General features: G+C 69.8%; 17 protein-coding genes and 1 pseudogene. 12 read left to right on the top strand and 6 right to left on the bottom strand.

Translation table 11 applies throughout. The features are described from left to right. Nucleotides 1-219: 219 nt before the first annotated feature. Nucleotides 220-1,257 (top strand): beta family protein, encoded by a 1,038-nt coding sequence (locus ACWD3O_RS22415; RefSeq protein WP_451417099.1) that lies wholly within the window; start codon nucleotides 220-222, stop codon nucleotides 1,255-1,257. A gap of 18 nt (nucleotides 1,258-1,275) precedes the next feature. On the opposite strand, the gene ACWD3O_RS22410 is transcribed toward ACWD3O_RS22415, so the two are convergent. The 3 genes from ACWD3O_RS22410 to ACWD3O_RS22400 form a co-directional block, all read right to left on the bottom strand. Next, complete coding sequence (locus tag ACWD3O_RS22410; RefSeq protein WP_451417098.1) at nucleotides 1,276-5,151, bottom strand: caspase, EACC1-associated type; 3,876 nt, start codon at nucleotides 5,149-5,151, stop codon at nucleotides 1,276-1,278. Continuing rightward, entirely contained in the window at nucleotides 5,148-5,573 is a 426-nt protein-coding gene (locus ACWD3O_RS22405) for an effector-associated constant component EACC1 (protein ID WP_451417097.1), read from the bottom strand. The genes ACWD3O_RS22410 and ACWD3O_RS22405 overlap by 4 nt, the downstream gene beginning before the upstream one ends. A 103-nt stretch (nucleotides 5,574-5,676) precedes the next feature. After that, the gene (locus ACWD3O_RS22400) at nucleotides 5,677-5,937 is read right to left on the bottom strand and encodes an ATP-binding protein (protein ID WP_451417096.1); all 261 of its coding nucleotides are present in this window, start codon (nucleotides 5,935-5,937) and stop codon (nucleotides 5,677-5,679) included. On the opposite strand from ACWD3O_RS22400, the pseudogene ACWD3O_RS22395 reads away from it, so the two are divergent. Beyond that, nucleotides 5,936-6,145: pseudogene (locus tag ACWD3O_RS22395) on the top strand (hypothetical protein); the annotation flags it as partial. The gene ACWD3O_RS22400 and the pseudogene ACWD3O_RS22395 overlap by 2 nt on opposite strands. A 168-nt stretch (nucleotides 6,146-6,313) precedes the next feature. Here the strand turns inward: ACWD3O_RS22395 and ACWD3O_RS22390 are convergent. Then, on the bottom strand, nucleotides 6,314-6,934 hold the full coding sequence (locus tag ACWD3O_RS22390; protein ID WP_451417121.1) for a hypothetical protein: 621 nt from the start codon (nucleotides 6,932-6,934) through the stop codon (nucleotides 6,314-6,316). 256 nt (nucleotides 6,935-7,190) lie between these two features. Here ACWD3O_RS22390 and ACWD3O_RS22385 point away from each other — a divergent pair, with 256 nt between their 5' ends. Both ACWD3O_RS22385 and ACWD3O_RS22380 read left to right on the top strand, forming a co-directional pair. Next, on the top strand, nucleotides 7,191-9,044 hold the full coding sequence (locus ACWD3O_RS22385; RefSeq protein WP_451417095.1) for a DUF4357 domain-containing protein: 1,854 nt from the start codon (nucleotides 7,191-7,193) through the stop codon (nucleotides 9,042-9,044). Continuing rightward, nucleotides 9,041-10,294, top strand: coding sequence for an McrC family protein (locus tag ACWD3O_RS22380; protein ID WP_451417094.1), 1,254 nt, complete (start codon nucleotides 9,041-9,043; stop codon nucleotides 10,292-10,294). Before ACWD3O_RS22385 ends, ACWD3O_RS22380 begins: the two co-directional genes overlap by 4 nt. Before the next feature lie 112 nt (nucleotides 10,295-10,406). Here the strand turns inward: ACWD3O_RS22380 and ACWD3O_RS22375 are convergent, their stop codons facing one another. Together ACWD3O_RS22375 and ACWD3O_RS22370 are read right to left on the bottom strand one after the other, a co-directional pair. Continuing rightward, nucleotides 10,407-11,936 (bottom strand): UDP-N-acetylglucosamine 1-carboxyvinyltransferase, encoded by a 1,530-nt coding sequence (locus tag ACWD3O_RS22375; RefSeq protein WP_451409383.1) that lies wholly within the window; start codon nucleotides 11,934-11,936, stop codon nucleotides 10,407-10,409. Between the two features lie 138 nt (nucleotides 11,937-12,074). Beyond that, nucleotides 12,075-12,269 (bottom strand): DUF4236 domain-containing protein, encoded by a 195-nt coding sequence (locus ACWD3O_RS22370; protein ID WP_451409384.1) that lies wholly within the window; start codon nucleotides 12,267-12,269, stop codon nucleotides 12,075-12,077. A gap of 303 nt (nucleotides 12,270-12,572) precedes the next feature. Between ACWD3O_RS22370 and acnA the strand changes: the two genes are divergently transcribed. The 8 genes from acnA to ACWD3O_RS22330 all read left to right on the top strand — a co-directional run bounded on the left by acnA (nucleotide 12,573) and on the right by ACWD3O_RS22330 (nucleotide 24,134). Next, nucleotides 12,573-15,290 (top strand): aconitate hydratase AcnA, encoded by a 2,718-nt coding sequence (gene acnA / locus ACWD3O_RS22365; RefSeq protein ID WP_451417093.1) that lies wholly within the window; start codon nucleotides 12,573-12,575, stop codon nucleotides 15,288-15,290. 406 nt (nucleotides 15,291-15,696) lie between these two features. Further along, nucleotides 15,697-17,163, top strand: coding sequence for an N-acetylglucosamine/diacetylchitobiose ABC transporter substrate-binding protein (ngcE, locus tag ACWD3O_RS22360; protein ID WP_451417092.1), 1,467 nt, complete (start codon nucleotides 15,697-15,699; stop codon nucleotides 17,161-17,163). Nucleotides 17,164-17,263: 100 nt separating this feature from the next. Then, the gene (locus ACWD3O_RS22355) at nucleotides 17,264-18,190 is read left to right on the top strand and encodes a carbohydrate ABC transporter permease (protein ID WP_451409387.1); all 927 of its coding nucleotides are present in this window, start codon (nucleotides 17,264-17,266) and stop codon (nucleotides 18,188-18,190) included. Nucleotides 18,191-18,193: 3 nt separating this feature from the next. Beyond that, the gene (locus ACWD3O_RS22350; RefSeq protein ID WP_451417091.1) at nucleotides 18,194-19,141 is read left to right on the top strand and encodes a carbohydrate ABC transporter permease; all 948 of its coding nucleotides are present in this window, start codon (nucleotides 18,194-18,196) and stop codon (nucleotides 19,139-19,141) included. A gap of 196 nt (nucleotides 19,142-19,337) precedes the next feature. Continuing rightward, on the top strand, nucleotides 19,338-20,540 hold the full coding sequence (locus ACWD3O_RS22345; RefSeq protein WP_451409389.1) for an ROK family transcriptional regulator: 1,203 nt from the start codon (nucleotides 19,338-19,340) through the stop codon (nucleotides 20,538-20,540). 127 nt (nucleotides 20,541-20,667) lie between these two features. Continuing rightward, nucleotides 20,668-21,771: a sugar ABC transporter substrate-binding protein gene (locus tag ACWD3O_RS22340; RefSeq protein ID WP_451417090.1), complete on the top strand. Its 1,104-nt coding sequence runs from the start codon at nucleotides 20,668-20,670 to the stop codon at nucleotides 21,769-21,771. Nucleotides 21,772-22,047: 276 nt separating this feature from the next. Continuing rightward, a complete protein-coding gene (locus ACWD3O_RS22335) occupies nucleotides 22,048-22,839 on the top strand; it encodes an ATP-binding cassette domain-containing protein (protein ID WP_356129362.1) in 792 nt (263 codons plus the stop codon). Next, nucleotides 22,836-24,134, top strand: a complete 1,299-nt coding sequence (locus ACWD3O_RS22330; RefSeq protein WP_451417089.1) for a sugar ABC transporter permease — start codon at nucleotides 22,836-22,838, stop codon at nucleotides 24,132-24,134. The genes ACWD3O_RS22335 and ACWD3O_RS22330 overlap by 4 nt, the downstream gene beginning before the upstream one ends. Nucleotides 24,135-24,156: the final 22 nt, after the last annotated feature.

Raw genomic sequence — 24,156 nt, 5'->3', positions numbered from 1 at the left:
GGGCTTCACGAGGTGCCTTTCGCCTTGCCGATACCGCTGCCGAGCCTCACGAGCAGCACCTCGGCGATCACAGTGCTTCCAGGTTCATCGAAGTTTCAGCCATGAGGCTGAAAAGACATTGTTTCGTGTGGCGGTGACGCGGCGGATGCTGAACGGACAACAGGACGGACGAGGACAGGCGCGGCGAATAGGACGCGGGCAGTGCCGAGGGGAGCCGCCATGTCCGGACCGCTGTACGTTCCCGTCCTGCCGGCCAAGCAGCACGCCTGCCAGGCGTACCGCCAGCTGATCCCACCGGTGCAAGAGGCCGTCGTGCCGCTGTGGAACCTTCCGCCCCGCGCGGGCGCGCACCCCGACGCTCTCACAGCGGGCATACGGGACGATCTGTGGCGTGTGCGGAAGGCCCATCGTCATCATCCGGCCTGGGTCGACTGTCCGTTCGCCCCCGAGGCGCAGCAGTCGGCGCTGGCGGAGGTGCTGTCCGCGGACGCCGACGTGAGTCCGCTGCGCTCGGTGACGGGTCCCGACCGCTCCGAGGCTCACCAGGCCGCGATGCTGGAGCACGCCCGGTTCACGGGCAACGGGCTCGGCATACGCGTCCTGTTGCCCGGCGAGTGGGACGACGCCGTCGGCCAGGGCGTCCGCGAACTCGTCGCCCGCGCCGGTCCCGCCGTGGAGACAGACCTTCTGCTGGACCTGGACGCCGTCCGAGCCGACCGGACCGACACGGCGAAGGAGTCGCTGCGCGCGCTCGAAGCCCTGATGCCACTGACTTCCTGGCGAACGGCTGCAGTCCTGGGCGGCGCCTTCCCCACCGGGCTCCCGGAACACGGCACGGACGTGGAGCCCCGCTGGGACTGGTGGGTGTGGCGTGATCTGCACCGCGCCGGACGGGGGTTCGTCCGCGCCCTCGCGTACGGCGACTACGGCATCGACTCCACCCGGGCGATCACGCGCGGACCTTCCACCGACGGCGCCGGCCCGCCCTGGGGCATGCTGCGGTACACCACTGACGAGTCGTACGTCCTCGTGAAGGTACCGACGCGAGGCCACGACCGGGCCGCCACCGTCCGGGCCGCCGCGCGGGACATCCTCGCCCTGCCGGACTTCCGGGGGCCGACGGCGAGCGCAGGCGAGACCTGGCTGCGCGACTGCGCACGCGGGCACGGCGCCGAAGGCACAGGAAACCCCGCAGTCTGGCTGCGTGTAGGCAACATCCAGCACATGACCCACGTCGTCCGGAGTCTGCGAACCTGACCCCGTCGGGGTACGCGCTCAGGCGAAGAGCGGCTCCAGCGTCACGTCACCGGCCAGGATCCGCCATGCCGGCACCCGGACCGTCCGCGCCACCGGCCCAGGCTTCGCGCCTGAGCCGCCGGACGGCAGCCCGGGCAGCAGGTCGCCGCGCGCGTGCGTCAGACGCAGATGGCGGGCCGGCTCCTGCCCGTGCTCGGGCCCGGTGTCGACGAGGACGGCGGTATTGACGCCGTCCACCGTGAACAGCAGGTCAACGACGTGCCCGCCGACCACCGCCTCGCGCTCCAGATCGGTCACGCCACGGCGCCCGAGGAAGTCCTGGAGCCGGTCCGTGAGCTCCTCACGGAAGGCGCTCCGCGACCTCGCGCCGAAGGCCGGGCCGGGCCGGTCCGCCGACGATCCCGCTCCCAGCACCTCCGACCGCTCCGCGAGGAGCGCCGGAAGCCCCGATTGCCCCTGCCAGAAGGTATGGCTGCCCACGGTGATCAGCTGCGACTTCGCCCGGGTGACGGCCACGTTCCACAGGTTGACCTGGCTCGACACCCAGTGCGTCGTACGGGGCGGGGTGTTGTCGGTGGCCACCGGGCTGAGGACCATGACGTCCCGTTGCCCGCCCTGGAAGGCGTGCACCGTGCCGACCCGCACGCGGTCGTCGTCCGCCCACACCCGGGCCAGAGCGTCCTTCTGGGCACGGAACGGCGTCACGACGCCCACCGTCGTGTCCTCGGGAAGCCGCGCCAGCAGCTCGTCCACCGTTTCCCGCACCCGGGCGGCCTCCGCCGCGTTCCGCGAGGACCTGCCGCCCGCGCCCAGCGCGGACGCGCCGTCCGGCACGTCGACCCAGCCGAGGGCAGGCACCGGACCGCCCGACCCGACCGGATCGAGCGTCGGAACCTGCTTCCTGACGTCGGTGAGGACCTGCAACTGCCCCGCGTAGCAATGACCGTTGACGACATCGGCGATCGCCGGATGGCACCGGTAGTGCTCGTCGAGCAGCAGCGTCTTCTCGCCGTGCTGCGCCGCGGCGTGGTACGCGGAGTACACGTGGTACGCGAGCCGGTGATCCTCCAGCTGCGCTGCGCTCAGCCCCGCCCGTACCCGGGCCTGCCGCTCCTGCTGCGTCGTGATCCCAGGAATGTGCCCGAGCTGCATCGGATCCCCGATGATCAGCGCCCGCTTGGCCCGGAACAGCAGCGGCAGCACCGCCGGGATCGAGCACTGGCTGGCCTCGTCGATCACGACGAGGTCGAAGAGCGCCGGGACCAGTTCGAGCTGACGTACCGAGTGCGTGCTGATGGCCCAGCCCTTCAGATGCGCCATCAGATTACGCTGGCTCTTCCAAAAGCCGGAACGCCGGCGCAGGGACTGGAGCCGTTGGGCCATCAGCGACCGCCCCCGGGTCATCGCCTCGGCGGACACGGCCCGGGCCAGCTCGCCCGACACCTCCGACAGGCCCGCCCGACTTTCCAGCCGCGCCCGCTTCAGCGCCTCCTCGTCCAGGGCGAGATGCCCCGGCACGAGGCTCCTGAGCGCGCCTTCCACTCCGGCGGCCTCGGCGAGGGCGAGCAGCAGCTCGGACGGTGCGGGCCGTACCGCGGCCCAGTCCGGCCACGCGCCCGTACCGCCTTCCCCGGCGGAGGCGACGAACGCGGACAGCGCCCGCCCCCTGCGCCACCGGCCGAGGGAGTACCAACGGGCGACGGCGGCCCTGCGCGCCTGATCCTCCCAGCCGGCGAGCGCCGAGCTCCCGCCCTCGCGCCACGCGCGCTCCAACAGCTCGACCGGCAGCCCGAGCTCGTCCGCGCGGCGCGCCCGCTCCCGCAGCAGCTCCAGCAGCCGTGCCTCCTCGCCGACCAGCCGCGCCGCCTCGGCCTCGTGCTCGGTGGCCCGGACGTGCCGGTTCCTGAGGTCGCCCGCCACGGTCGCCGCACCCCGCGCCGGGGCCTCGACCGGCTCGGCGAGCAGTCGCTCCAGCTTCGCGGCCTCGGCCTCCAGAGCCTCGGAGTTCCCCGTCCGCATGAGCAGCCCGGGGGAGATGGCGTCACAGCGCTCGGCCACCACGTTCACGGCCTCGTTGTTGGTGGACGCGACGAGGACGGACTGCCCGGCGGCCACCGCGGTGGCGACCACCGCCGCCACCACCTCGCTCTTCCCTGTCCCCGGCGGCCCCGTGGACACCGTGAGTGGCCGGGTCATCGCCGACGTGATCACCCGCGCCTGGCTCTCGTTGCACGGCCCGGGGGAGACCAGGACCGGCGGCGCGTCGAGCCCGCCCGGCCCGCCGTCGCCACCACCTGTGAGCAATGTGTCCAGGGCGGTGCCGGACATCCGGTCGGCGCGCGTGGACATCTGGAGCAGGTTCTCCACGAGGCCCTCGGTCGCGGTCCGCTCCAGACCCGAGGGCGCGAGAAGGACGGCGGCGTTGTGGGCGCCGGGACGCAGCGCGTCCATGACGGAACGATCGCTGAGCGCGGACAGGTCGAGCGGCTCCAGCTCCGGGAGTTCGAGCCGCGTCAGGAGTTCCCGCACCGCCTTCACCATCTGGGCGGCGTTGCCCTCCTGCCAGGTCGGCTGCCAGCGGCTGAGCAACTCGGCCGCCTCCTCGTCCTCCAGAAGCTCCGTGAGCACACCGCTGTGCAGCGACGGCACCCCGCTCGGCCGCAACCGGTCCCGCCCGTTCTCGTCGGGCGCAAGCTCCATCGGCTGGACCAGCAGCGGCGCGATGCGCACGGTGGCCCGCCGACCGCCGTTCCCGCCGCGCTCGGGCAGCGTGACGGCCGGGTATCCGTACCAGTACTCCTGCAGCCCCGCCTCGTCGACCTTCGAACCCGTGCTCTTCGCCTTGGGCAGCCCACCGGGTGCGGGTAGATCGGACCCCAATCCCGACTGGATCGTCTCCGGCCCCTGACCCAGCAGGAAGTACGCGGAATTCCGGCCGCCGTCCCGGTCGGGCAGCATCTTCGACTCGGCCTGCGCCCTCAGACAGTGCGCGTAGTAGCGCAGCAGACGCTCCCGGTCCACGCCGTCGTGCGCGTCCTGCGCGACAAGGGTGCGGGCCTTCGACAGCGCCGGGGAGACCGGGAGGCCGCCACCGGCTTCCGGCGGCGGCCCGGCGAGCTGAACGGCCCGCGCCACCGAGCGGGCCAGGGGCAGGGAATGCGTCGCACGGATGGTGGACTTCGTGGGCCGCTGCTCCTCGGGCACGCCGATGCGCACCATCTGCGCGGTCAGGTACTCGAACAGGTCGTCCGGTGTGATCCAGCCGCTGTCCTTGATCCGCCCGCTGCGCAGCCCCTCGACGATCTCCCCGGTGAACCGCGACGTGCCGAGCGAGGAACCGGCCGGAGCCAGTGCGGAGGCGGCCTGCAGGGCGTCCGAGGCGGTGATGAAGTACACACCGGTCGGCCGCAGCAGCGTGCTGGGCGCGGGCCGTACGCTCCCGTCGACCGCCCCCTTGGCCGTCCATCCCTGGACGACGGAGCCGCTGGAGCAGCAGTCGAGCAGCACGACCTTCGAGGAGGCCCGGCACGACGTGAGCATCCGCTCCAGGAACTCGGCCGGCACGGCGGTACCGGGCAGGTCATCCGGATCGGCGTCCCGGGTCAGGAAGTACAGCTGCCCGTCCGCCGCACAGAACTCCCCGTGCCCGCTGAAGTAGAGCAGCGCCGTCTCACTGGCCTGCCGCTCCTCCAGGAACGTCTCCACGGCGTGCAGCATCTCGGCGCGCGTCGGCTCCGCGACCATCGCGCAGTCGTTGTACATGCCGATCTCGGTGCTCTCCAGGACCGCCTGCATGTAGTGCAGGTCCGCCCGCACCGCAGGCAGATCGTGGTACCGGTCGCTGTCGTACGTCGACACGCCGACGAGCATGGCGTACCGGTCGTTGTCACTCACGCCGCGTCCGGCCCGTCCTGCGTACCGCCGTCGTCCGCCGAACCCGCACCTCCGTTGAGGAACCGCTCGATCTGCGCGTCGTCCGCGCGGGCCTGCTTCCCGGAGATGGTCAGCGTCGCCCCGTCGGGCCGCGTCACGAGGATCGTCCGCTGCGGCACGCGCGCCAGCCAGATCTGAAGGGTGGCGGCGGCCAGGGAGCCGCCGGCAAACACCAGACTGAGGAGATCCGCGACCGGTCCGCCCTTGTCAGTGGTGGTGCCGGTGGTGGCGGGGCCGGCCGGAACGTCGAGCGCGGCCTGCGGGTCTGTCTCGGCGAGGGCGGCAAGCAACTCGCGGGCCTCGCGGCGGGCGCGCAGCGGATCCTCGTCCACAAGGGAGATGCGGTAAGCGGCGGCCGGGTCGGTGTGGGTGGTGCTGTTCACGTGCGCTGTTCTCCTTCGGGCTCCCCCGTGCAGTGCACAGACGGACGAACGACGCTAGCGGCAGGCACCGACAGGCCGTCGGCTCGTTTCCGAAACCTGCTGGTCATTGGCGGGAAAGGCACAGTTCGACCCAGACGGTCTTGCCGGGAGCGCCCACACGCGGCGCCACCGCCCACCGACTCGTCAGCTGCGCCACGAAGAGCAGCTCCCGCCCCGACTCAACGTCCCCGGGCGGCTCGTGGGAGGACAGCGGCGGTACGCGCTCGGTGCGGGCGTCGGTGACCTCGATACGCAGGGTGTCCGCCGAGTAGGTGTGCCGGAGGTGGAATCCGTGGTGCACGGCGTTACCGGTCAACTCTGGCATGAACGAATCCCCCCCCCGCGGGCAGAGGACGACGACCCGGTCGGCGACGCCGTCGCACCGCATCCGGGCTCGGGCATCCTGCGAGTCTTCGGTCGCCAGCTGCAACGGTTCCCTGTGCGGGCCGGGGTGGAGCGGTCCGAGTCGGGCGCGGCTCGGGTACTCGGCGTCGACGATAGCGGCGCACGAGCAGGGGCGGAGGGTCCCGCCGCCTCGCTTCACCGATCAGGCGGTCGAGTTGCTGCACGCGGGCGAGGTCCTGCGGCGAAGTCGGAGGCGGAAGCGGTTGAGCTTCATGTTTACGACACGCACACCGTCACCCGTTTGCTGCAGACAAAGGGCAGGGCAACCGATGCCGTACGGGCGCGGAGATGGCCTGCTATCCGAGGTCGCGCCTGCGCTCCGCGAGGCAGCGGACCCACAGTTCGTGGGCCCGGCGTGCCTCGTGCGCCGACTCCCTGGCGAAGGCCTCGTCGGCGAATCCCACGGCCGCTACCTGCTCCACCACGTGGACGAGGTGCACGGCCACCTCGCGGAGGCGTTCGGCGTGCGCCTCGCGCAGCCGTGGTGCCAGCTCCTCCTCGCGCGCGGCAAAGGCCATCAGGTCGTCGAAACCCGCTTCGTCCGCGTAGGCGGAAGGGAGAGCGGGCAGGTCCGCCCCGGTGAGACGGCGTACTGCCGGCAGGGCGCGCTGGGTGGTCTCCTCCCGTCCGAGGACACGATGCAGTAGCTCTCGGGCGCGGTCCGTGGCACGGACGCGAGCGGATACCGCGTCCAAGGCGTCCAGCTCCCGACCGACGCCCGGCTCGTCCACCGCCGAGAGCAGGGCGCTCAGCCGGGCGGCGATCGCACGGCCTCTGGCCGAGGCGTCGTCGATGACGTCATAGCAGGTGTCGAGCTCCTCGAAGGCGCGCTCCGCCGTGCGGATCGCTGCCGTCACCATGGCCAGGGTGTCACCGTCGAACCGACCGACCGCCTGGGCGAGCTGCGCGGACGTCATGGACACCGCCGCCAGCAGGTCCTCGGTGTGTCGCTGTCTGATCGGTCCACTCGTCGTTCCGGTGCCCACCGTTCCCCCTCGCCGTGCCGGTGCTCCGCTCCCGATCATGGACGTCGGCCGCCCTGAACGGCAACGCGCGGCCGGATCTGCGCCGACCGAGGCGTCGGAGGTGGCCGGAAATTACCGAAGCGAAGCCGAAGTGGCTCACGAGCGACCCACAATGCACCCGGCCGTACCTTCCGACCCAAGGACACCGATGCTCGATTCGTACCCGGAGTTCCAGCTGCGCCTGCCGTACGGCGGGCCCATGGCCAGGGGCCGTCTCCTGACCGAGAGCGGGACCAACGGCAGCCAGAAGATGGTGGTGCTCGCGGGCTCCCCGGCGCGACCTGACGTCGTCCCGTCGTTCCCGGAGAAGACGCCCTCCTCGTACCGCCTGCGCGAACGGCTCATCGCGGAAGGGGTGATACGCGAAACGTCCACGTGGTCCGGCTGGCTCGAAGTGGTCGAGGACGTGGAGTGCAACTCGCCCTCCGCGGCGGGGGAGATCCTCCTGGGCCGCAGTAGCAATGGGTGGATGGAGTGGAAGACCGAAGACGGCCGGCCACTCGCCGACTTCCTCGGCCAGGTGTGGTCGGGTCCGAGCCGCGCCTGGCTGGTGCGGGGGCCCCACTCGGCCGGCCCCGACCTGTTCCTGCGCGCGTGGCTCCCCGAAGGCAGGGTGTCCCTGACCGCCGCCCACCTGCGTCCCGCCGTCACCCAGGGCATCAGCAAGGAACAGCTGCGCACCTTCGTCGACGAGGACTATGGCTCGACGGCGACGTACACCGAGAAGCCGCAGCTCGTCGAGGAACTGCACGCCTTCCTCTCCCGGATGCGGCCCGGCGACACGGTATGCGCGCTCTCCGACGGCCGGCTCCATACCGGGAAGATCACAGGCAACGTCGAGCAAGTAGTCGCCGAAGACGGAAGCCGCGTCCTCCGGCGCCCCGTGGAGTGGGGAGGCGACGGCTTTCCCTTGGACGAACTGCCGCAGGAACTGCGTCAGAAGCTCTCGTCGCGCCACGACGTGGTCGACCTCACCACCGTCAAGGCCATCGTCGACGGCCTCGGGGTCAGCGACGAGGAACTCGTGGAGGAGGCCCTGGCCGAAGGCACCAGGTTCAGCGCCGAGCCCCTGGCCGTCACCGCCCGCCGCGACGTGGAGCTGCCGGAGCCCACCGAGGAGCTGCGGAAGGAACTCCACGTGCACCACCTCGAATGGCTGCAGGAGATCAGGCAACTGCTCCACGACGAGAAGCAGCTGATCTTCTACGGTCCTCCCGGGACGGGAAAGACCTTCCTCGCGCAGAAGCTCGCCGCGTTCTTCGGCGGCGGACCGGAGCAGGTCGAACTGGTCCAGTTCCACCCGTCGTACTCCTACGAGGATTTCTTCGAAGGCTTCCGCCCCCGCGAGGACCCCGGCACGCGTGAGGTCGCTTTTCGGCTCACGGCCGGCCCCCTGCGCGAGTTCGCCGAACTTGCCCGCAGGGAGGGCAACCGGCACATCCCGCACTTCCTCGTCATCGACGAGATCAACCGGGCCAACCTCGCCAAGGTCTTCGGTGAGCTGTACTTCCTCCTCGAATATCGCGACCTGTCGGTGCGGCTGACCTACTCGGACGAGGACTTCTTCCTGCCCCGCAACCTCTTCGTCATCGGCACCATGAACACGGCCGACCGCTCGATCGCCCTCGTCGACGCGGCGATGCGCCGGCGCTTCGCGTTCGTCGAACTGTCCCCGCGCATCGACCCCACCCGAGGGCTGCTGCGTTCCTGGCTGCGGGCCGAGGAGAAGGACGCCGAGCCCGCGGACCTGCTCGACGCCCTCAACGCCCGCATCAACGACCCGGACTTCAAGATCGGACCCTCGTACCTGATGAAGCCCGGCGTCTACCGCGAAGGCGGACTGGAACGGACCTGGCGGACGAAGATCCTCCCGCTCCTGGAGGAGCAGCACTACGGCGAAGGCGTGGACATCGAGGGACGCTACGGCCTGTCGGCACTCCGCAGAGCGCTCGCGTCACGCACCACCTCGCCCGAACCGGGCGACGGGACCGACGCACAGTGACCTCCGACGTTCTGCTCGTCGAACACGGACCCGCGCGCTCGGTCCGGCTCCCCGACGCCGTGGGCCGCGCACTGGCCGCCTCCAGAATCCTGGAAGAGGCCGGTCCGGACCCCTACGACCCGGGCGCCTGGCGACTACGCGCCGGCAGCAGGGTAGGCGCCGTCACGATCACCGTCCCCAACGGCGAAGGCGTCACGGTGCGGATCACCACCAAGGTGCCGATCGCCCGCCTGCTCTTCCTGCTCGGCTACAGCAGCGACCCCCGGGGCTGGCGGGACGGCACCGTGGGCCTGGCCGCGCACGACGACCTCCTCCCGGCGTTCGCGCACGCCGTCGAGCGTCAGATAGACCGCGCACTGCGGCAGGGCCTGCTACAGGGCTACCGGTCGACCGAGGAGTCGTCCCCTGTCGTACGCGGCCGGCTCCGCGAGCCCGAACAGATCCGCCGCCGCTTCGGCATGCCCGTGCCCGCGGAGGTGGTGTACGACGACTTCACCACGGACATCGCCGAGAACCGCATCCTCCGCGCGGCTGTCGACCGTCTCCTGCGCCTCCCCGGTGTCCCCCGGACCGTACGTACGGGCCTGATGCACCAGCGGTCCCGGCTGGTGGACATCACACCGCTCACCCGGGGGCAGACCTCACTCGGCTGGCATCCGACGCGGCTCAGCACCCGTTATCACCCGGCACTCCACCTCTCCGAAGCGGTGCTGAGGGGATGGTCGGCCGAGCACCTGCCCGGGCAGCTGCGCATGAACGCATTCCTGTTCGACATGAACGGCATCTTCGAGGACTTCATCTGTACGGCACTACGGGAGGCCATGCGCCCCCACGGTGGCAGAAGTGTCCTCCAGGACCGGAACATGCACATGGACGAAGGGGATGCGATCCGCCTGCGACCCGATTTCGTCTGGTACGGGGAGTCCGGCACCCCACTGATTGTCGCGGACGCCAAGTACAAGGCCCGAAGAAAGAGCGGCTTTCCGAATGAGGACCTCTACCAAATGCTCGCCTACTGCACTGCCCTGGGGCTGCCGGAGGGGCACCTGGTGTACGCGAAGGGTAATGCTCCACACGTCAGTCACCGTGTGCGACACGCCGGTACGGTCCTCCACCAGCACGCCATTGACTTGGACCAGCAGTCCGCGGGGCTGCTTGGCGAGATCGACGCACTGGCTCGGCGCATGCTGCACGGATCAGCAAAGGCACGTCAGGGCAGCGCGCCCTCTGTGAGTCCATCGAATACCTGAGCCGAGCCCGAGCCAAAGTCCCAGACAAGTCCCACAGACGCAGGCGAATCCCCTCCCGGCTCACACACACGCAGGTCAGGAGGGGATTCGTCGGCGTTGCATCCGAGGCTGCTCAGATGTCGCGGAAGATCTCGATCTGCGCGCCCACCGAGTTGAGGCGGGCCGCGAGGTCCTCGTAGCCGCGGTTGATGACGTAGACGTTGCGCAGCACCGAGGTGCCCTCCGCCGCCATCATCGCCAGCAGCACGACCACGGCCGGACGCAGCGCCGGCGGGCACATCATCTCGGCCGCGCGCCAGCGGGTGGGGCCGTCGACCAGGACCCGGTGCGGGTCGAGGAGCTGGAGGCGGCCGCCGAGGCGGTTGAGGTCGGTGAGGTAGATGGCCCGGTTGTCGTAGACCCAGTCGTGGATCAGGGTCTGGCCCTGCGCCGAGGCCGCGATGGCGGCGAAGAACGGGACGTTGTCGATGTTGAGGCCGGGGAACGGCATTGGGTGGATCTTGTCGATCGGCGCCTCCAGCTTGGAGGGCCGGACGGTGAGGTCCACCAGCCGGGTGCGGCCGTTGTCGGCGCTGTACTCGGGGGAGCGGTCGTGGTCGAGGCCCATCTCCTCCAGGACGGCCAGCTCGATCTCCAGGAACTCGATCGGCACCCGCTTGACGGTCAGCTCCGACTCGGTGACCACCGCGGCGGCCAGCAGGCTCATCGCCTCGACCGGGTCCTCGGAGGGGGAGTAGTCGACGTCCACGTCGATCTCCGGCATGCCGTGCACCGTGAGCGTGGTGGTGCCGATGCCCTCGACCTTGACACCCAGCGCCTCCAGGAAGAAGCAGAGGTCCTGGACCATGTAGTTCGACGAGGCGTTGCGGATGACCGTGACGCCGTCGTGGCGGGCGGCGGCCAGCAGCGCGTTCTCGGTCACCGTGTCGCCGCGCTCGGTCAGCACGATCGGGCGTCCCGGGGTGATCGAGCGGTCCACCTGGGCGTGGTAGAGGCCCTCGGTCGCGGCGATGTCCAGGCCGAAGCGGCGCAGCGCGATCATGTGCGGCTCGATCGTCCGGGTGCCGAGGTCGCAGCCGCCGGCGTACGGCAGCTTGAACTCGCCCAGGCGGTGCAGCAGCGGGCCGAGGAACATGATGATCGAGCGGGTGCGGCGGGCCGCGTCCGCGTCGATCGACGCCATGTCCAGCTCGGCGGGCGGCACGATCTCCAGGTCCACGCCGTCGTTGATCCAGCGGGTCCGTACGCCGATGGAGTTGAGGACCTCCAGCAGGCGGTAGACCTCCTCGATCCGGGCCACCCGTCGCAGGGTGGTGCGGCCCTTGTTGAGGAGCGAGGCGCACAGCAGCGCCACGCAGGCGTTCTTGCTGGTCTTGACGTCGATGGAGCCGGAGAGCCGGCGCCCGCCGACCACCCGCAGGTGCATCGGGCCCGCATAGCCGAGCGAGACGATCTCGCTGTCGAGTGCCTCGCCGATACGGGCGATCATCTCAAGGCTGATGTTCTGGTTGCCGCGTTCCACCCTGTTGATCGCGCTCTGGCTGGTGCCCAGGGCCTCTGCCAACTGCGCCTGTGACCAGCCGCGATGCTGCCGCGCGTCACGGATGAGACGGCCGATGCGTACGAGATAGTCGTCTGCCATGTGACTGAGGCTATCTCAGATATGAGATGACGCATGTCGGGGGTGGGGGTCACAGGGCCGTCCGGGTGACGACGGCGCCCGGACCCCGGCGCCCTGACCTCGTGCCCTGACCGCGCGCCCGGGCCTCGCGCCCGGACCTCAGCGGCGCCGGGTGGTGGTGTGCCGGTAGCCGAACGGGCCGGGCAGGTCCATGGAGGTGGTCCGGCGGCCGGTGGAGCTGTAGGTGTGGCGCGGGCCCGTCCCGTTGCCGAAGGTCAGCGACCAGGACTTCTTGTTGATGTTGAGGCGGACGCCCGGGAATATGCGGAAACTCTTGCGGAACGTGAGCGGCACGGTTCGATCCTCTCTCCAGGTCCGGCGAAGCGCCTTTTGGACTCGTCTCCGAGCGGATACCCGGTGGCGGGGCTCGCATGGCTCCCGGAACCGCGACGGCGCATGCCGACCGGGGCCGGGGCATGACCGTGCCGACCCTATGTACTAGAGTTATCTCGACATCGAGATATCTGTCGGAGGAACGCCGCTGCTGCCGCTCTAGTAAGGCTTACCTAACTTAGCCTTGCGCGTGGCGGATCGCCAAACCGGTGTGGCGGCACCAGGCGGCGCGGTGGTACGCGCACACAAATGAAGGAGACTGTCGTGTCGGCGAACAGCTTCGACGCCCGCAGCACGCTGCAGGTGGGCGACGAGTCGTACGAGATCTTCCGGCTGGACAAGGTGGAGGGCTCGGCCCGCCTGCCGTACAGCCTCAAGGTCCTGCTGGAGAACCTGCTGCGCACCGAGGACGGTGCGAACATCACCGCCGACCACATCCGTGCGCTCGGCAACTGGGACTCGCAGGCGCAGCCCTCGCAGGAGATCCAGTTCACGCCGGCCCGCGTGATCATGCAGGACTTCACCGGCGTGCCCTGTGTCGTGGACCTCGCCACCATGCGTGAGGCCGTGAAGGAGCTCGGCGGCGACCCGTCGAAGATCAACCCGCTGGCCCCGGCCGAGCTGGTCATCGACCACTCGGTCATCGCCGACAAGTTCGGCACCCACGAGGCGTTCTCGCAGAACGTCGAGCTGGAGTACGGCCGCAACCGCGAGCGCTACCAGTTCCTGCGCTGGGGCCAGACCGCGTTCGACGAGTTCAAGGTCGTCCCGCCGGGCACCGGCATCGTCCACCAGGTGAACATCGAGCACCTGGCCCGCACGGTCATGGTGCGGGGCGGCCAGGCCTACCCCGACACCCTGGTCGGCACCGACTCGCACACCACCATGGTCAACGGCCTCGGCGTCCTCGGCTGGGGCGTCGGCGGCATCGAGGCCGAGGCCGCCATGCTCGGCCAGCCGGTCTCCATGCTGATCCCGCGCGTCGTCGGCTTCAAGCTGACCGGCGAGCTGCAGCCCGGCACCACCGCCACCGACCTGGTGCTCACCATCACCGAGATGCTGCGCAAGCACGGCGTCGTCGGCAAGTTCGTCGAGTTCTACGGCGAGGGCGTCGCCGCCACCTCGCTGGCCAACCGCGCCACCATCGGCAACATGTCGCCGGAGTTCGGCTCCACCGCCGCGATCTTCCCGATCGACGACGAGACGCTGAACTACCTCAAGCTCACCGGCCGCAGCGAGCAGCAGGTCGCGCTGGTCGAGGCGTACGCCAAGGAGCAGGGCCTCTGGCTGGACCCGTCCGCCGAGCCGGACTTCTCCGAGAAGCTCGAGCTGGACCTGTCCACCGTCGTCCCGTCGATCGCCGGCCCGAAGCGCCCGCAGGACCGCATCGTCCTGGCCAACGCCGCCGAGCAGTTCGGGTCGGACGTCCTCAACTACGTCAACGACGAGATGGAGGCGAGCAAGGAGTCCTTCCCGGGTTCCGACGCCCCGTCGACCATCCCGGACGGCATGCCGTCCAAGCCGGTCACCGTCACCGCCCCCGACGGCTCGACCTACGAGCTGGACCACGGCGCCGTGACCGTCGCCGCGATCACCTCCTGCACCAACACCTCGAACCCGTACGTCATGGTCGCCGCCGCGCTGGTGGCCAAGAAGGCGGTCGAGAAGGGCCTGACCCGCAAGCCGTGGGTCAAGACCACCCTCGCCCCGGGCTCCAAGGTCGTCACCGACTACTTCGACAAGGCGGGCCTGACCCCCTACCTCGACAAGGTCGGCTTCAACCTGGTCGGCTACGGCTGCACCACCTGCATCGGCAACTCCGGCCCGCTGCCGGACGAGGTCTCCCAGGCGGTCAACGAGCACGACCTCGCGGTCACCTCGGTGCTCTCCGGCAACCGCAACTTCGAGGGCCGGATCAACCCGGACGTCAAGATGAACTACCTGGCGTCCCCGCCGCTGGTCGTCGCGTACGCCCTCGCCGGCTCCATGAAGGTGGACATCACCAAGGAGGCCCTGGGCACCGACCAGGACGGCAACCCGGTCTTCCTCAAGGACATCTGGCCCTCCGAGGCCGAGGTCAACGAGGTCGTCGCCTCCGCCATCGGCGAGGACATGTTCTCCAAGTCCTACCAGGACGTCTTCGCGGGCGACGCCCAGTGGCAGGCGCTCCCCATCCCGACCGGCGACACCTTCGAGTGGGACGCCGAGTCCACCTACGTGCGCAAGCCCCCGTACTTCGAGGGCATGACCATGGAGACCACGCCGGTCGAGGACATCACCGGCGCTCGTGTCCTGGCCAAGCTGGGCGACTCGGTCACCACCGACCACATCTCCCCGGCCGGCGCCATCAAGGCCGACACCCCGGCCGGCAAGTACCTCACCGAGCACGGTGTGGAGCGTCGTGACTTCAACTCCTACGGCTCGCGCCGAGGCAACCACGAGGTCATGATCCGCGGCACGTTCGCCAACATCCGCCTGCGCAACCAGATCGCGCCGGGCACCGAGGGCGGCTACACCCGCGACTTCACGCAGGAGGGCGGCCCGGTCGCCTTCATCTACGACGCCTCGCAGAACTACCAGGCCGCCGGCATCCCGCTGGTCGTCCTGGCCGGCAAGGAGTACGGCTCCGGCTCGTCCCGCGACTGGGCGGCCAAGGGCACGGCCCTCCTGGGCGTCAAGGCCGTCATCGCCGAGTCGTACGAGCGCATCCACCGCTCGAACCTCATCGGCATGGGCGTCCTGCCGCTGCAGTTCCCGGAGGGCCAGTCCGCCGCCTCCCTCGGCCTCACCGGCGAGGAGTCCTTCTCCTTCACCGGCGTGACCGAGCTGAACGAGGGCACGACGCCGCGGACGGTCAAGGTCACCACCGACACCGGTGTCGAGTTCGACGCGGTCGTCCGCATCGACACGCCCGGTGAGGCGGACTACTACCGCAACGGCGGCATCATGCAGTACGTGCTGCGGAACCTGATCCGCAAGTAGTCACCCCCGCCGACGGCCGGGTCGCACCTTCCCCGCGGGGAGGGCGCGACCCGGCCGTCGCGCGTTCCGCCCCCTCGGAGGGGCCGGCGTCCGGTTGAGGAGGGTTTCCCGGAGGTCTCAACTAGGAAAAGACCCGGCGCGAACCCTGCGCACGATCTTGTCCACGCGCGGCGAGTGGACTATACCTGTCGCTCAATCGTCCGGATCCCGGACGGGGGAGGAGCGGCGGCAACACACCGAGGCGCCACCGTTCCGCCCCCGTCGGGCTCCTAACGCTGTATGTGTTTCTCGCACCACCGCACCACCGCACCACCGCACCACCCCTGCACGACCCAGCTAGACCGATCGCGGTGCCGGGGAGGATCCGGTTCACCGCCTGAGTCCTGGAGAAGGCGAGGACTTGCGCATGGGATCCACTTCCGCCGATGCCGAGAACAACAAGAGCGGCGCGGTCGACGGCGTCGGTCGCCGTGACCTGATCAAGCGGTCCGCCGCGCTCGGCCTGGCCGCCGTGCCGGCCACGGGCTTCCTCTCCGCCTGCGCCAGCGGCGGCGGGGACGAGACCGACCGGCCCGCCCAGGGGTCGAAGACGGCGAAGAACCCGCTCGGCGTCAGCGACAGCGCGCCGATGGAGTTCGTCCTCTTCAACGGGGGCTTCGGCAAGGAGTACGGCGAGGACGCCGTCAAGATCTACGAGAAGAACTTCCCGAAGTCCAAGGTGACCTTCACGGCCACCCAGAAGATCCAGTCCACGCTGCAGCCCCGCTTCAACGGCGGCACCCCGCCGGACCTGATCGACAACTCCGGCGCCGAGCAGATGGACATGGGCGTCCTGGTCGGCCAGAAGCAGCTCACCGACCTCACCCCGCTGCTGGACGCCCCGTCCTACGACGACCCGAACAAGAAGGTGCGGGACACCCTGCGCCCGGGCATCGTCGAGATGGGCCAGTTCGACGGCAGCCCCGTGTGGATCATGTACTACGCGTACACCACCTACGGCGTCTGGTACTCCAAGAAGGCCCTCGAGGACCTCGAGGTGGAGTACCCGGAGACCTGGGACGACATGCTCGCGGTCTGCGCGAAGGCGAAGAAGAAGGGCATCGCGGGCTGGACCTACCCCGGTCAGTACCCGTACTACATCCCCTTCTCGCTCTACGCGATGATCGGCAAGGTCGGCGGCGCGGACGTGCTGAAGGCCATCGACAACCTGGAGCCCAACGCCTGGAAGGACCCGGCCGTCAAGGCCTGCTTCGAGGCGTACTACGAGCTCTACAAGAAGGGGTACATCCTCAAGGGCACCCCGGGCCTCTCGCACACCCAGTCCCAGGCCGCCTGGGGCCAGGGCAAGGCCCTGTTCATCCCCAACGGCTCCTGGGTCGAGAACGAGTCGGCGGCGGACATCCCGGCCGACTTCGGGGTGTCGATAGGAGCCCCGTCCGGCCTGGACAGCTCCGACAAGATGCCCTTCGGCACCCTGTGGGCGTCCGGCGCCGAGCCCTTCATCGTCCCGGCGAAGGCGAAGAACCCGGCCGGCGGCATGGAGCAGCTGCGCATCATGCTCAGCGAGGAGTCGTCGAAGAACTTCACCTCCAAGGTGAAGTCGCTGTCCGCGCTCAACGGCGGCACCGACGGCATCGAGCTCACCCCCGGCCTCGAGTCGGGCGTGGCCGCCCTGGAGAAGGCGGGCGACAACATCCTCAACCCGCGCATCCAGGACTGGTACGTCGCCCTCCAGAAGGAGAAGATCGGCACGGCCGGCATCGGCGAGATGATGGCCGGCCGGATCACCCCGGCCGAGGCGATCAAGAAGATCCAGGGCTTCGCCGACGAGGCGGCCAAGGACGACTCCATCAAGCACTACAAGCACGCGTGAGTCCGCCCGCCGGGCGCGGCCCGTCCCTTCGAGGGCGGGCCGCGCCCGGCGGAGCCGGCCACCGTCGCACCCACCGCCGCACAGATCGGGTCACCAGCGGATGCAGCACGGTAAGTACCGGTTCATCGTGGGGTTCCTGACGGCCCCCCTGGCGTTGTACGCCATCTTCGTGATCTGGCCGTTCGTCCAGTCGATCTTCTACTCGTTCACCAACTGGTCCGGGCTGAGCCCGGAGTTCTCGCTGGTGGGGCTCGACAACTACACGAGGATGCTCGAGGACGACATCTTCTGGAAGTCGCTCTGGCACAGCGTGCTCTTCGCGGTGCTGGTGCCGCTGGTCACCATCGGCCTGGCGCTGTTCCTGGCCTTCATGGTCAACGTCGGCGGGCGCAAGCGGCGCGGCGGTCCGGCGATCACCGGTGTCCGGGGATCGGCCGCGTACAAGATCCTGTACTTCTTCCCGCAGGTGCTGTCGATCGTGATCGTCGCCCTGCTCTTCCAGTTCATCTACAACCCGAACAGCGGCGCGATCAACTCGGCGCTCGACGCGGTCGGCCTGGGCGGGCTGCAGCCGCTGTGGCTGGGCGATCCGGACCTGGCGCTGTGGTGCGTGATGGCCGTCGTCGTCTGGGCGACGGTCGGCTTCTTCGTGGTGCTGTTCTCGGCCGGCATGGCCTCCATCCCCGCCGAGCTGTACGAGGCCGCGCTGCTGGACGGCGCCAGCAGGTTCACCACCTTCTTCAAGGTGACCCTGCCGCTGCTCTGGGACACCGTGCAGTCCGGCTGGGTCTACATGGGCATCCTCGCCCTGGGCGCCGAGTCGTTCGCCGTGGTGCAGATCATGACGGTCGGCCCCGGCGGTCCCGACTACTCGACCACCGTCATGGTGCTGTACGTCTACCAGAAGGCGTTCCGTGACGGTCAGGCGGCCTACGCGACCACCATCGGCGTCGCCCTGCTCGTCGTCACGCTGGCGTTCGCCGCCCTCGTGACGCGACTGGGACGCCGCGAGCGGCTGGAGTTCTGAGAGATGAAGACCAACACCCCGCCGCCCGGCGACGACGCCGTCCTGAGCGGCCCTCCCGCCCCCGCCCTCCCGAGCACCGACGCCTCGGACCGTCCGGAACGCCCCGCGCGCCGCCGGCGGCAGGGGGACGGCAAGGTCCTCAACGTGTTCTCGCACGGCGTGCTGGTGATCTGGGCGATCATGGTCACCCTGCCGCTGCTGTGGGCGGTGATGACCTCCTTCAAGGACAACCGGGCCATCTTCTCCTCGCCCTGGTCGCTGCCGGACCGCCTTCACTTCGAGAACTTCGCCCGGGCCTGGACCGAGGCGCAGATCGGCGACTACTTCTTCAACACCGTGGTGGTCGTCGGCGGTTCGCTCATCGGCACGCTGGTGCTGGGGTCCATGGCGGCGTACGTCCTGGCCCGGTTCGAGTTCCCGGGCAACCGCTTCGTCTACTTCCTGTTCGTGGGCGGGATGAGCTTCCCGGTGATGCTCGCCCTGGTGCCGCTGTTCTACGTGGTCAACAACATCGGCCTGCTGAACACCACGCACGGGCTGATCCTGGTCTACATCGCCTACTCGCTGCCGTTCACCGTCTTCTTCCTCACGGCCTTCTTCCGCACGCTGCCCACCTCCATCGCCGAGGCCGCCTTCGTCGACGGCGCCTCGCACACCCGGACCTTCTTCCAGGTGATGCTGCCGATGGCCAAGCCGGGACTGATCAGCGTCGGGATCTTCAACTTCCTCGGCCAGTGGAACCAGTACATGCTGCCGACGGTGCTCAACACCGACCCGGAGCGGAAGGTCCTCACCCAGGGCCTGGTGCAGATGACGGCGACCGCCGGCTACCGCAGCGACTGGTCCGGACTCTTCGCCGGCCTGGTGCTGGCCATGCTGCCGGTGCTCGGCGCGTACATCGTCTTCCAGCGCCAGGTCGTGCAGGGCCTCACCGCGGGCGCCCTGAAGTAGACCGCCGCCCCGCCGCCCCGCCGCAGCCCCTCCGCCGTCCCGCCCCGCCCCGACCCATATGGCCCCTTTGGGTTCGCCTCCCGTTCAACGATCCGGTTCCACCTCTTGACGCAACGGCAAGGAAACCGATCAGCTTGGACTTCACTAGTTGGACAAGGCGGGGCCTCACCGGAGCGGCCCCGTGCGGGAGGTCGTCGTGGAGACTCCAGGGTCGCAGTCGTCACTGCACCGGGCAAACCTGGAGAGAGTGGTCAGAGCGGTACGTCTCGCCGGCTCGCTGACCCAGGCGGAGATCGCCCGGACCACCGGACTGTCGGCGGCCACCGTGTCGAACATCGTCCGGGAACTGAAGGACGCCGGGATGGTCGAGGTGACCCCTACCTCGGCCGGCGGCCGCCGCGCGCGGTCGGTGTCGCTCAGCGGGGACGCCGGGATCGTGGTGGGTGTGGACTTCGGCCACACCCACCTGCGGGTGGCGCTGGGCAACCTCGCCCACCAGGTGCTGGCGGAGGAGACCGAGCCGCTGGACGTCGACGTCTCCGCCGACCAGGGCTTCGACCGCGCCGAGCAGCTGGTGCGGCGCCTGATCGACGGCGTGGGCGCCGACCGGGCCAAGATCGCCGGCGTCGGCCTGGGCGTTCCCGGCCCGATCGACCTGGAGTCCGGCACCCTCGGCTCCACGGCCATCCTGCCCGGCTGGCGGGGCACCCGCCCCGCCGAGGAGCTCCGGGCCCGGCTGGGCGTCCCCGTCCATGTCGACAACGATGCCAACCTCGGCGCCCTGGGCGAGCTGACCTGGGGCAGCGGCCGCGGGGTCAAGGACCTCGCGTACATCAAGGTGGCCAGCGGCGTCGGCGCCGGACTGGTCATCGACGGCAAGATCTACCGCGGCCCCGGCGGCACCGCCGGGGAGATCGGGCACATCACGCTCGACGAGTCCGGCCCGGTGTGCCGCTGCGGCAACCGCGGCTGCCTGGAGACCTTCACCGCGGCTCGCTACGTGCTGCCGCTGCTGCGGCCCACCCACGGACCGGACCTCACCATGGAGGCCATGGTGCGCCTGGCCAAGGAGGGCGACCCCGGGTGCCGGCGGATGATCGGCGACATCGGCCGCCACGTCGGCAGCGGCGTGGCCAACCTCTGCAACCTCCTCAACCCCGGCCGCATCGTCATCGGCGGCGATCTCGCCGAGGCCGGTGAGCTGATGCTGGGCCCGATCCGGGAGTCCGTGAGCCGCTACGCGATCCCGAGCGCCGCGCGTCAACTGTCCGTGGAACCGGGCGGGTTGGGCGGCCGGGCCGAGGTGCTGGGAGCGCTCGCCCTGGCCTTGAACGAGGTCGGGGACGCTGCCCTGCTGGGGGGTACGCCGCTACGCTCCGTCGCCAACTCGTTCACCTAGAGAACACAAGGCGATGTTGCCAGACCGTTAAGTATTCACTTCTTGACGTCAAACCTGAATTTCGAGTTGACTTCGGTCACTTACCTCGGCCGCGACGGTGCGGCCGCGTCAGGGAGGCACTCCTCTAATGAACGCCAAGATTCGTAGCGTCGTGGTCGGCGCTGCAGCTGTCTCGATGGCTCTGTCCGTGGCCGCCTGTGGCAAGGCGGGGGAGAACGAGGACAAGGGCGGCTCCGGCTCCGGCGACAAGGGCGGCAAGTCCATCGGCCTGCTGCTGCCCGACACTGTCACCGCTCGTTACGAGAAGTTCGACAAGCCGTACTTCGAGGACAAGGTCAAGGAGCTCTGCTCCGACTGCACTGTCGAGTACGCGAACGCGGGTGCCGACCCCAACAAGCAGGCCCAGCAGGTCAGCGACATGATCACCAAGGGCGTCAAGGTGATCGTGGTCAGCGCCCAGGACTCCGCGGCCATCAAGTCCTCCGTCGAGGAGGCCGAGGCCAAGGGCGTCAAGGTCATCGCGTACGACCGTCTGGCCCAGGGCCCGGTCTCCGCGTACGTCTCCTTCGACAACGTCAAGGTCGGCCAGCTCCAGGGCGAGGCGCTCCTCGAGGGCCTCGGCGACAAGGCGACCGAGAAGTCGAAGATCGTCATGATCAACGGCGACGACGCCGACCCGAACGCCGCCCAGTTCAAGGAGGGCGCGCACAAGGCCCTCGACGGCAAGGTCGACATCGCCTACGAGCAGACCGGTCTGTGGAAGGACACCGTCGCCGCGGAGAAGATGTCCGCCGCGATCACCCAGCTCGGCAAGAAGAACATCGCCGGCGTCTACTCCGCCAACGACGGCATGGCCGGTGGCATCGCCAACGTCCTCAAGGGTGAGAAGCTGGGCGACATCCCGCTGACCGGCCAGGACGCCGAGCTCGCCGCCATCCAGCGCATCGTCGCCGGCAGCCAGTACGCCACCGTCTACAAGGCGTTCAAGCCGCAGGCCGAGGCCGCCGCCGAGCTCGCCGTGACCCTGCTCGAGGGCAAGGACGTCAAGTCCCTCGCCACGCAGGAGGTCACCAGCGGCTCCGGCGACAAGGTGCCCGCCCAGCTGCTGACCCCGGTGTCGGTGACCCAGAAGAACATCCAGGACACCGTCGTCAAGGACGGCCTGTACACGGTCGACGAGATCTGCGCCGGCGAGTTCGCCAAGGCCTGCGAGAAGGCCGGCCTCAAGTAACCGGCCCGGGCCGGTAAACGGCTCCGGCCGGACGCCCCGCAGGGCGCCCGGCCCCGGCGGTGGGATCCGCCCGACCCGCGGATCCCACCGCCCCCGCCCGGCCCTTGCCCCGTCCCGTCCCCGCCGTGGGACGGCACGGGGCAGCGGCCGGTCACGGGACCCCCCGCCCGCCCCACCGCGGGCGCCATCCCCCCCCCGAAACATCCTCGTGCGTTCGCACACCCTCCGCGTCCTGTCCCAGAACGCGGCATCCCCGCCGGTCAGGCGGCGAAGGAGATGATTCACGTGTCCGCTACGCCCGTGCTGGCGTTGCGCGGAGCCTCCAAGCGATTCGGTGCGGTCCAGGCCCTCACCGACGTCAACCTGGAGGTCCACGCCGGAGAGGTCGTCGCGCTCGTCGGCGACAACGGCGCCGGAAAGTCCACGCTGGTGAAGGCGATCGCCGGTGTCCACCCCATCGACGAAGGTGTCGTCGAGTGGGAGGGCCGGCCGGTCTCCATCAGCAAGCCCCACGACGCCCAGGAGCTCGGCGTCGCGACCGTCTACCAGGACCTCGCCCTGTGCGACAACCTGGACGTCGTCGGCAACCTGTACCTCGGCCGGGAGCTGCGCCGTCGTGGCGTCCTCGACGAGGTCACCATGGAGCAGAAGGCCCGCGAGCTGCTGAGCACGCTGTCCATCCGCATCCCCAGCGTCCGCATCCCCATCGCCGGCCTCTCCGGCGGTCAGCGCCAGGTCGTCGCCATCGCGCGCGCCCTGATCGGCGACCCCAAGATCGTCATCCTGGACGAGCCCACCGCCGCCCTCGGCGTCGAGCAGACCGCCCAGGTCCTCGACCTGGTCGAGCGGCTGCGCGAGCGCGGCCTCGGCGTCATCCTCATCAGCCACAACATGGCCGACGTCAAGGCGGTGGCGGACACCGTCGCCGTGCTGCGCCTGGGCAAGAACAACGGCACCTTCCCGGTGAAGGACACCAGCCACGAAGAGATCATCGCCGCCATCACGGGTGCCACGGACAACGCCGTGACCCGTCGCGCGGGGCGTCGCACCACGGAGGCGGCCAAGTGAGCGACACGACCAAGACCCCTTCCCCGGCCCCCGCCGAGGACCCGACCGCCGCCGCGGTGGCCACGCCCGCCGTGGACCCCCGCCTGCTGGTGCGGGAAGAGGGCTTCAAGGGCTACATCACCGAGTTCAAGCGCAAGGTCAAGGGCGGTGAGCTGGGCTCCATCCCGGTCGTCGTCGGCCTGATCGTCATCGCGACGATCTTCCAGCTGAACAACGACCGCTTCCTCAGCGCGGACAACCTGTCGAACATCGGCTACTACCTGGCCGCCACCGGCATGCTGGCCATCGGCCTGGTGTTCGTGCTGCTGCTCGGCGAGATCGACCTCTCGGTCGGCTCGGTCAGCGGCCTGGCATCCGCCGTCTTCGCGGTGGTCGTGGTCCGCCACGGCATGGACGCCTGGCTGGCGCTCCTGCTCACCATCGTCACCGGTGTCGCCATCGGCGCGCTGCACGGCTGGTTCTTCGCCAAGATAGGCGTGCCCGCCTTCGTCGTCACCCTGGCCGGCTTCCTCGGCTGGAACGGCCTGATGCTGTGGCTGCTGGGCTCCAGCGGCACCATCAACATCCCCTCCGACGAGGGCCCGGTCCGCCTGCTGGGCAAGAACTCCTTCCTGCTCGACCAGGACATCATCGGCGCCTACCTGCTGGCCGGCCTCGCCGTCCTGTCCCTGCTGGTCGGCTCCGTCATGGACCAGCGCCGCCGCCGCGCGGCCGGCGTGCCGTTCCGTCCGACCAGCGAGATCGCCCTCCGCGTGGTCGCCCTCGCGGTGGTCGCCTTCGCCGCGGCGATGGTGTTCAACAACTCCGCGGGCGTGCCCAACGCGCTGGTGATCTTCCTGATCTGCCTGGTGGTCGTCGACTTCGTCCTGCGCCGCACCTCGTTCGGCCGCAAGGTCTTCGCGGTCGGCGGCGGCGTCGAGGCGGCCCGCCGCGCGGGCATCAACGTCGAACTGGTCCGCATCACCGTGTTCGCCATCGCCGGCGGTTTCGCCGCCATCGGCGGCATGTTCTTCGCCGGCCAGACCTCCAGCGCCACCATGATGGCGGGCGGCGGCAACACCCTGATGCTGGCGATCGCCGCGGCGGTCATCGGCGGCACCAGCCTCTTCGGCGGCCGGGGCACCGTGTGGTCGGCCCTGCTGGGCATGCTGGTCATCCAGTCGATCAGCACCGGCCTGTCCCTGCTGAACATGGAGGCCTCGATCCAGTACATGATCACCGGCGCCGTCCTGCTCGGCGCGGTCGTCATCGACTCCGTCTCCCGGCGGAGCCAGAAGGCGGCGGGCCGGGCGTAACGCCCGAGCCCGTCCCCGGTGC

It is taken from the genome of Streptomyces sp. NPDC002640 (assembly GCF_053592575.1).
Note: the sequence above shows the minus strand (reverse complement) of the source record. Positions and strands in the feature narration are given on the sequence as shown.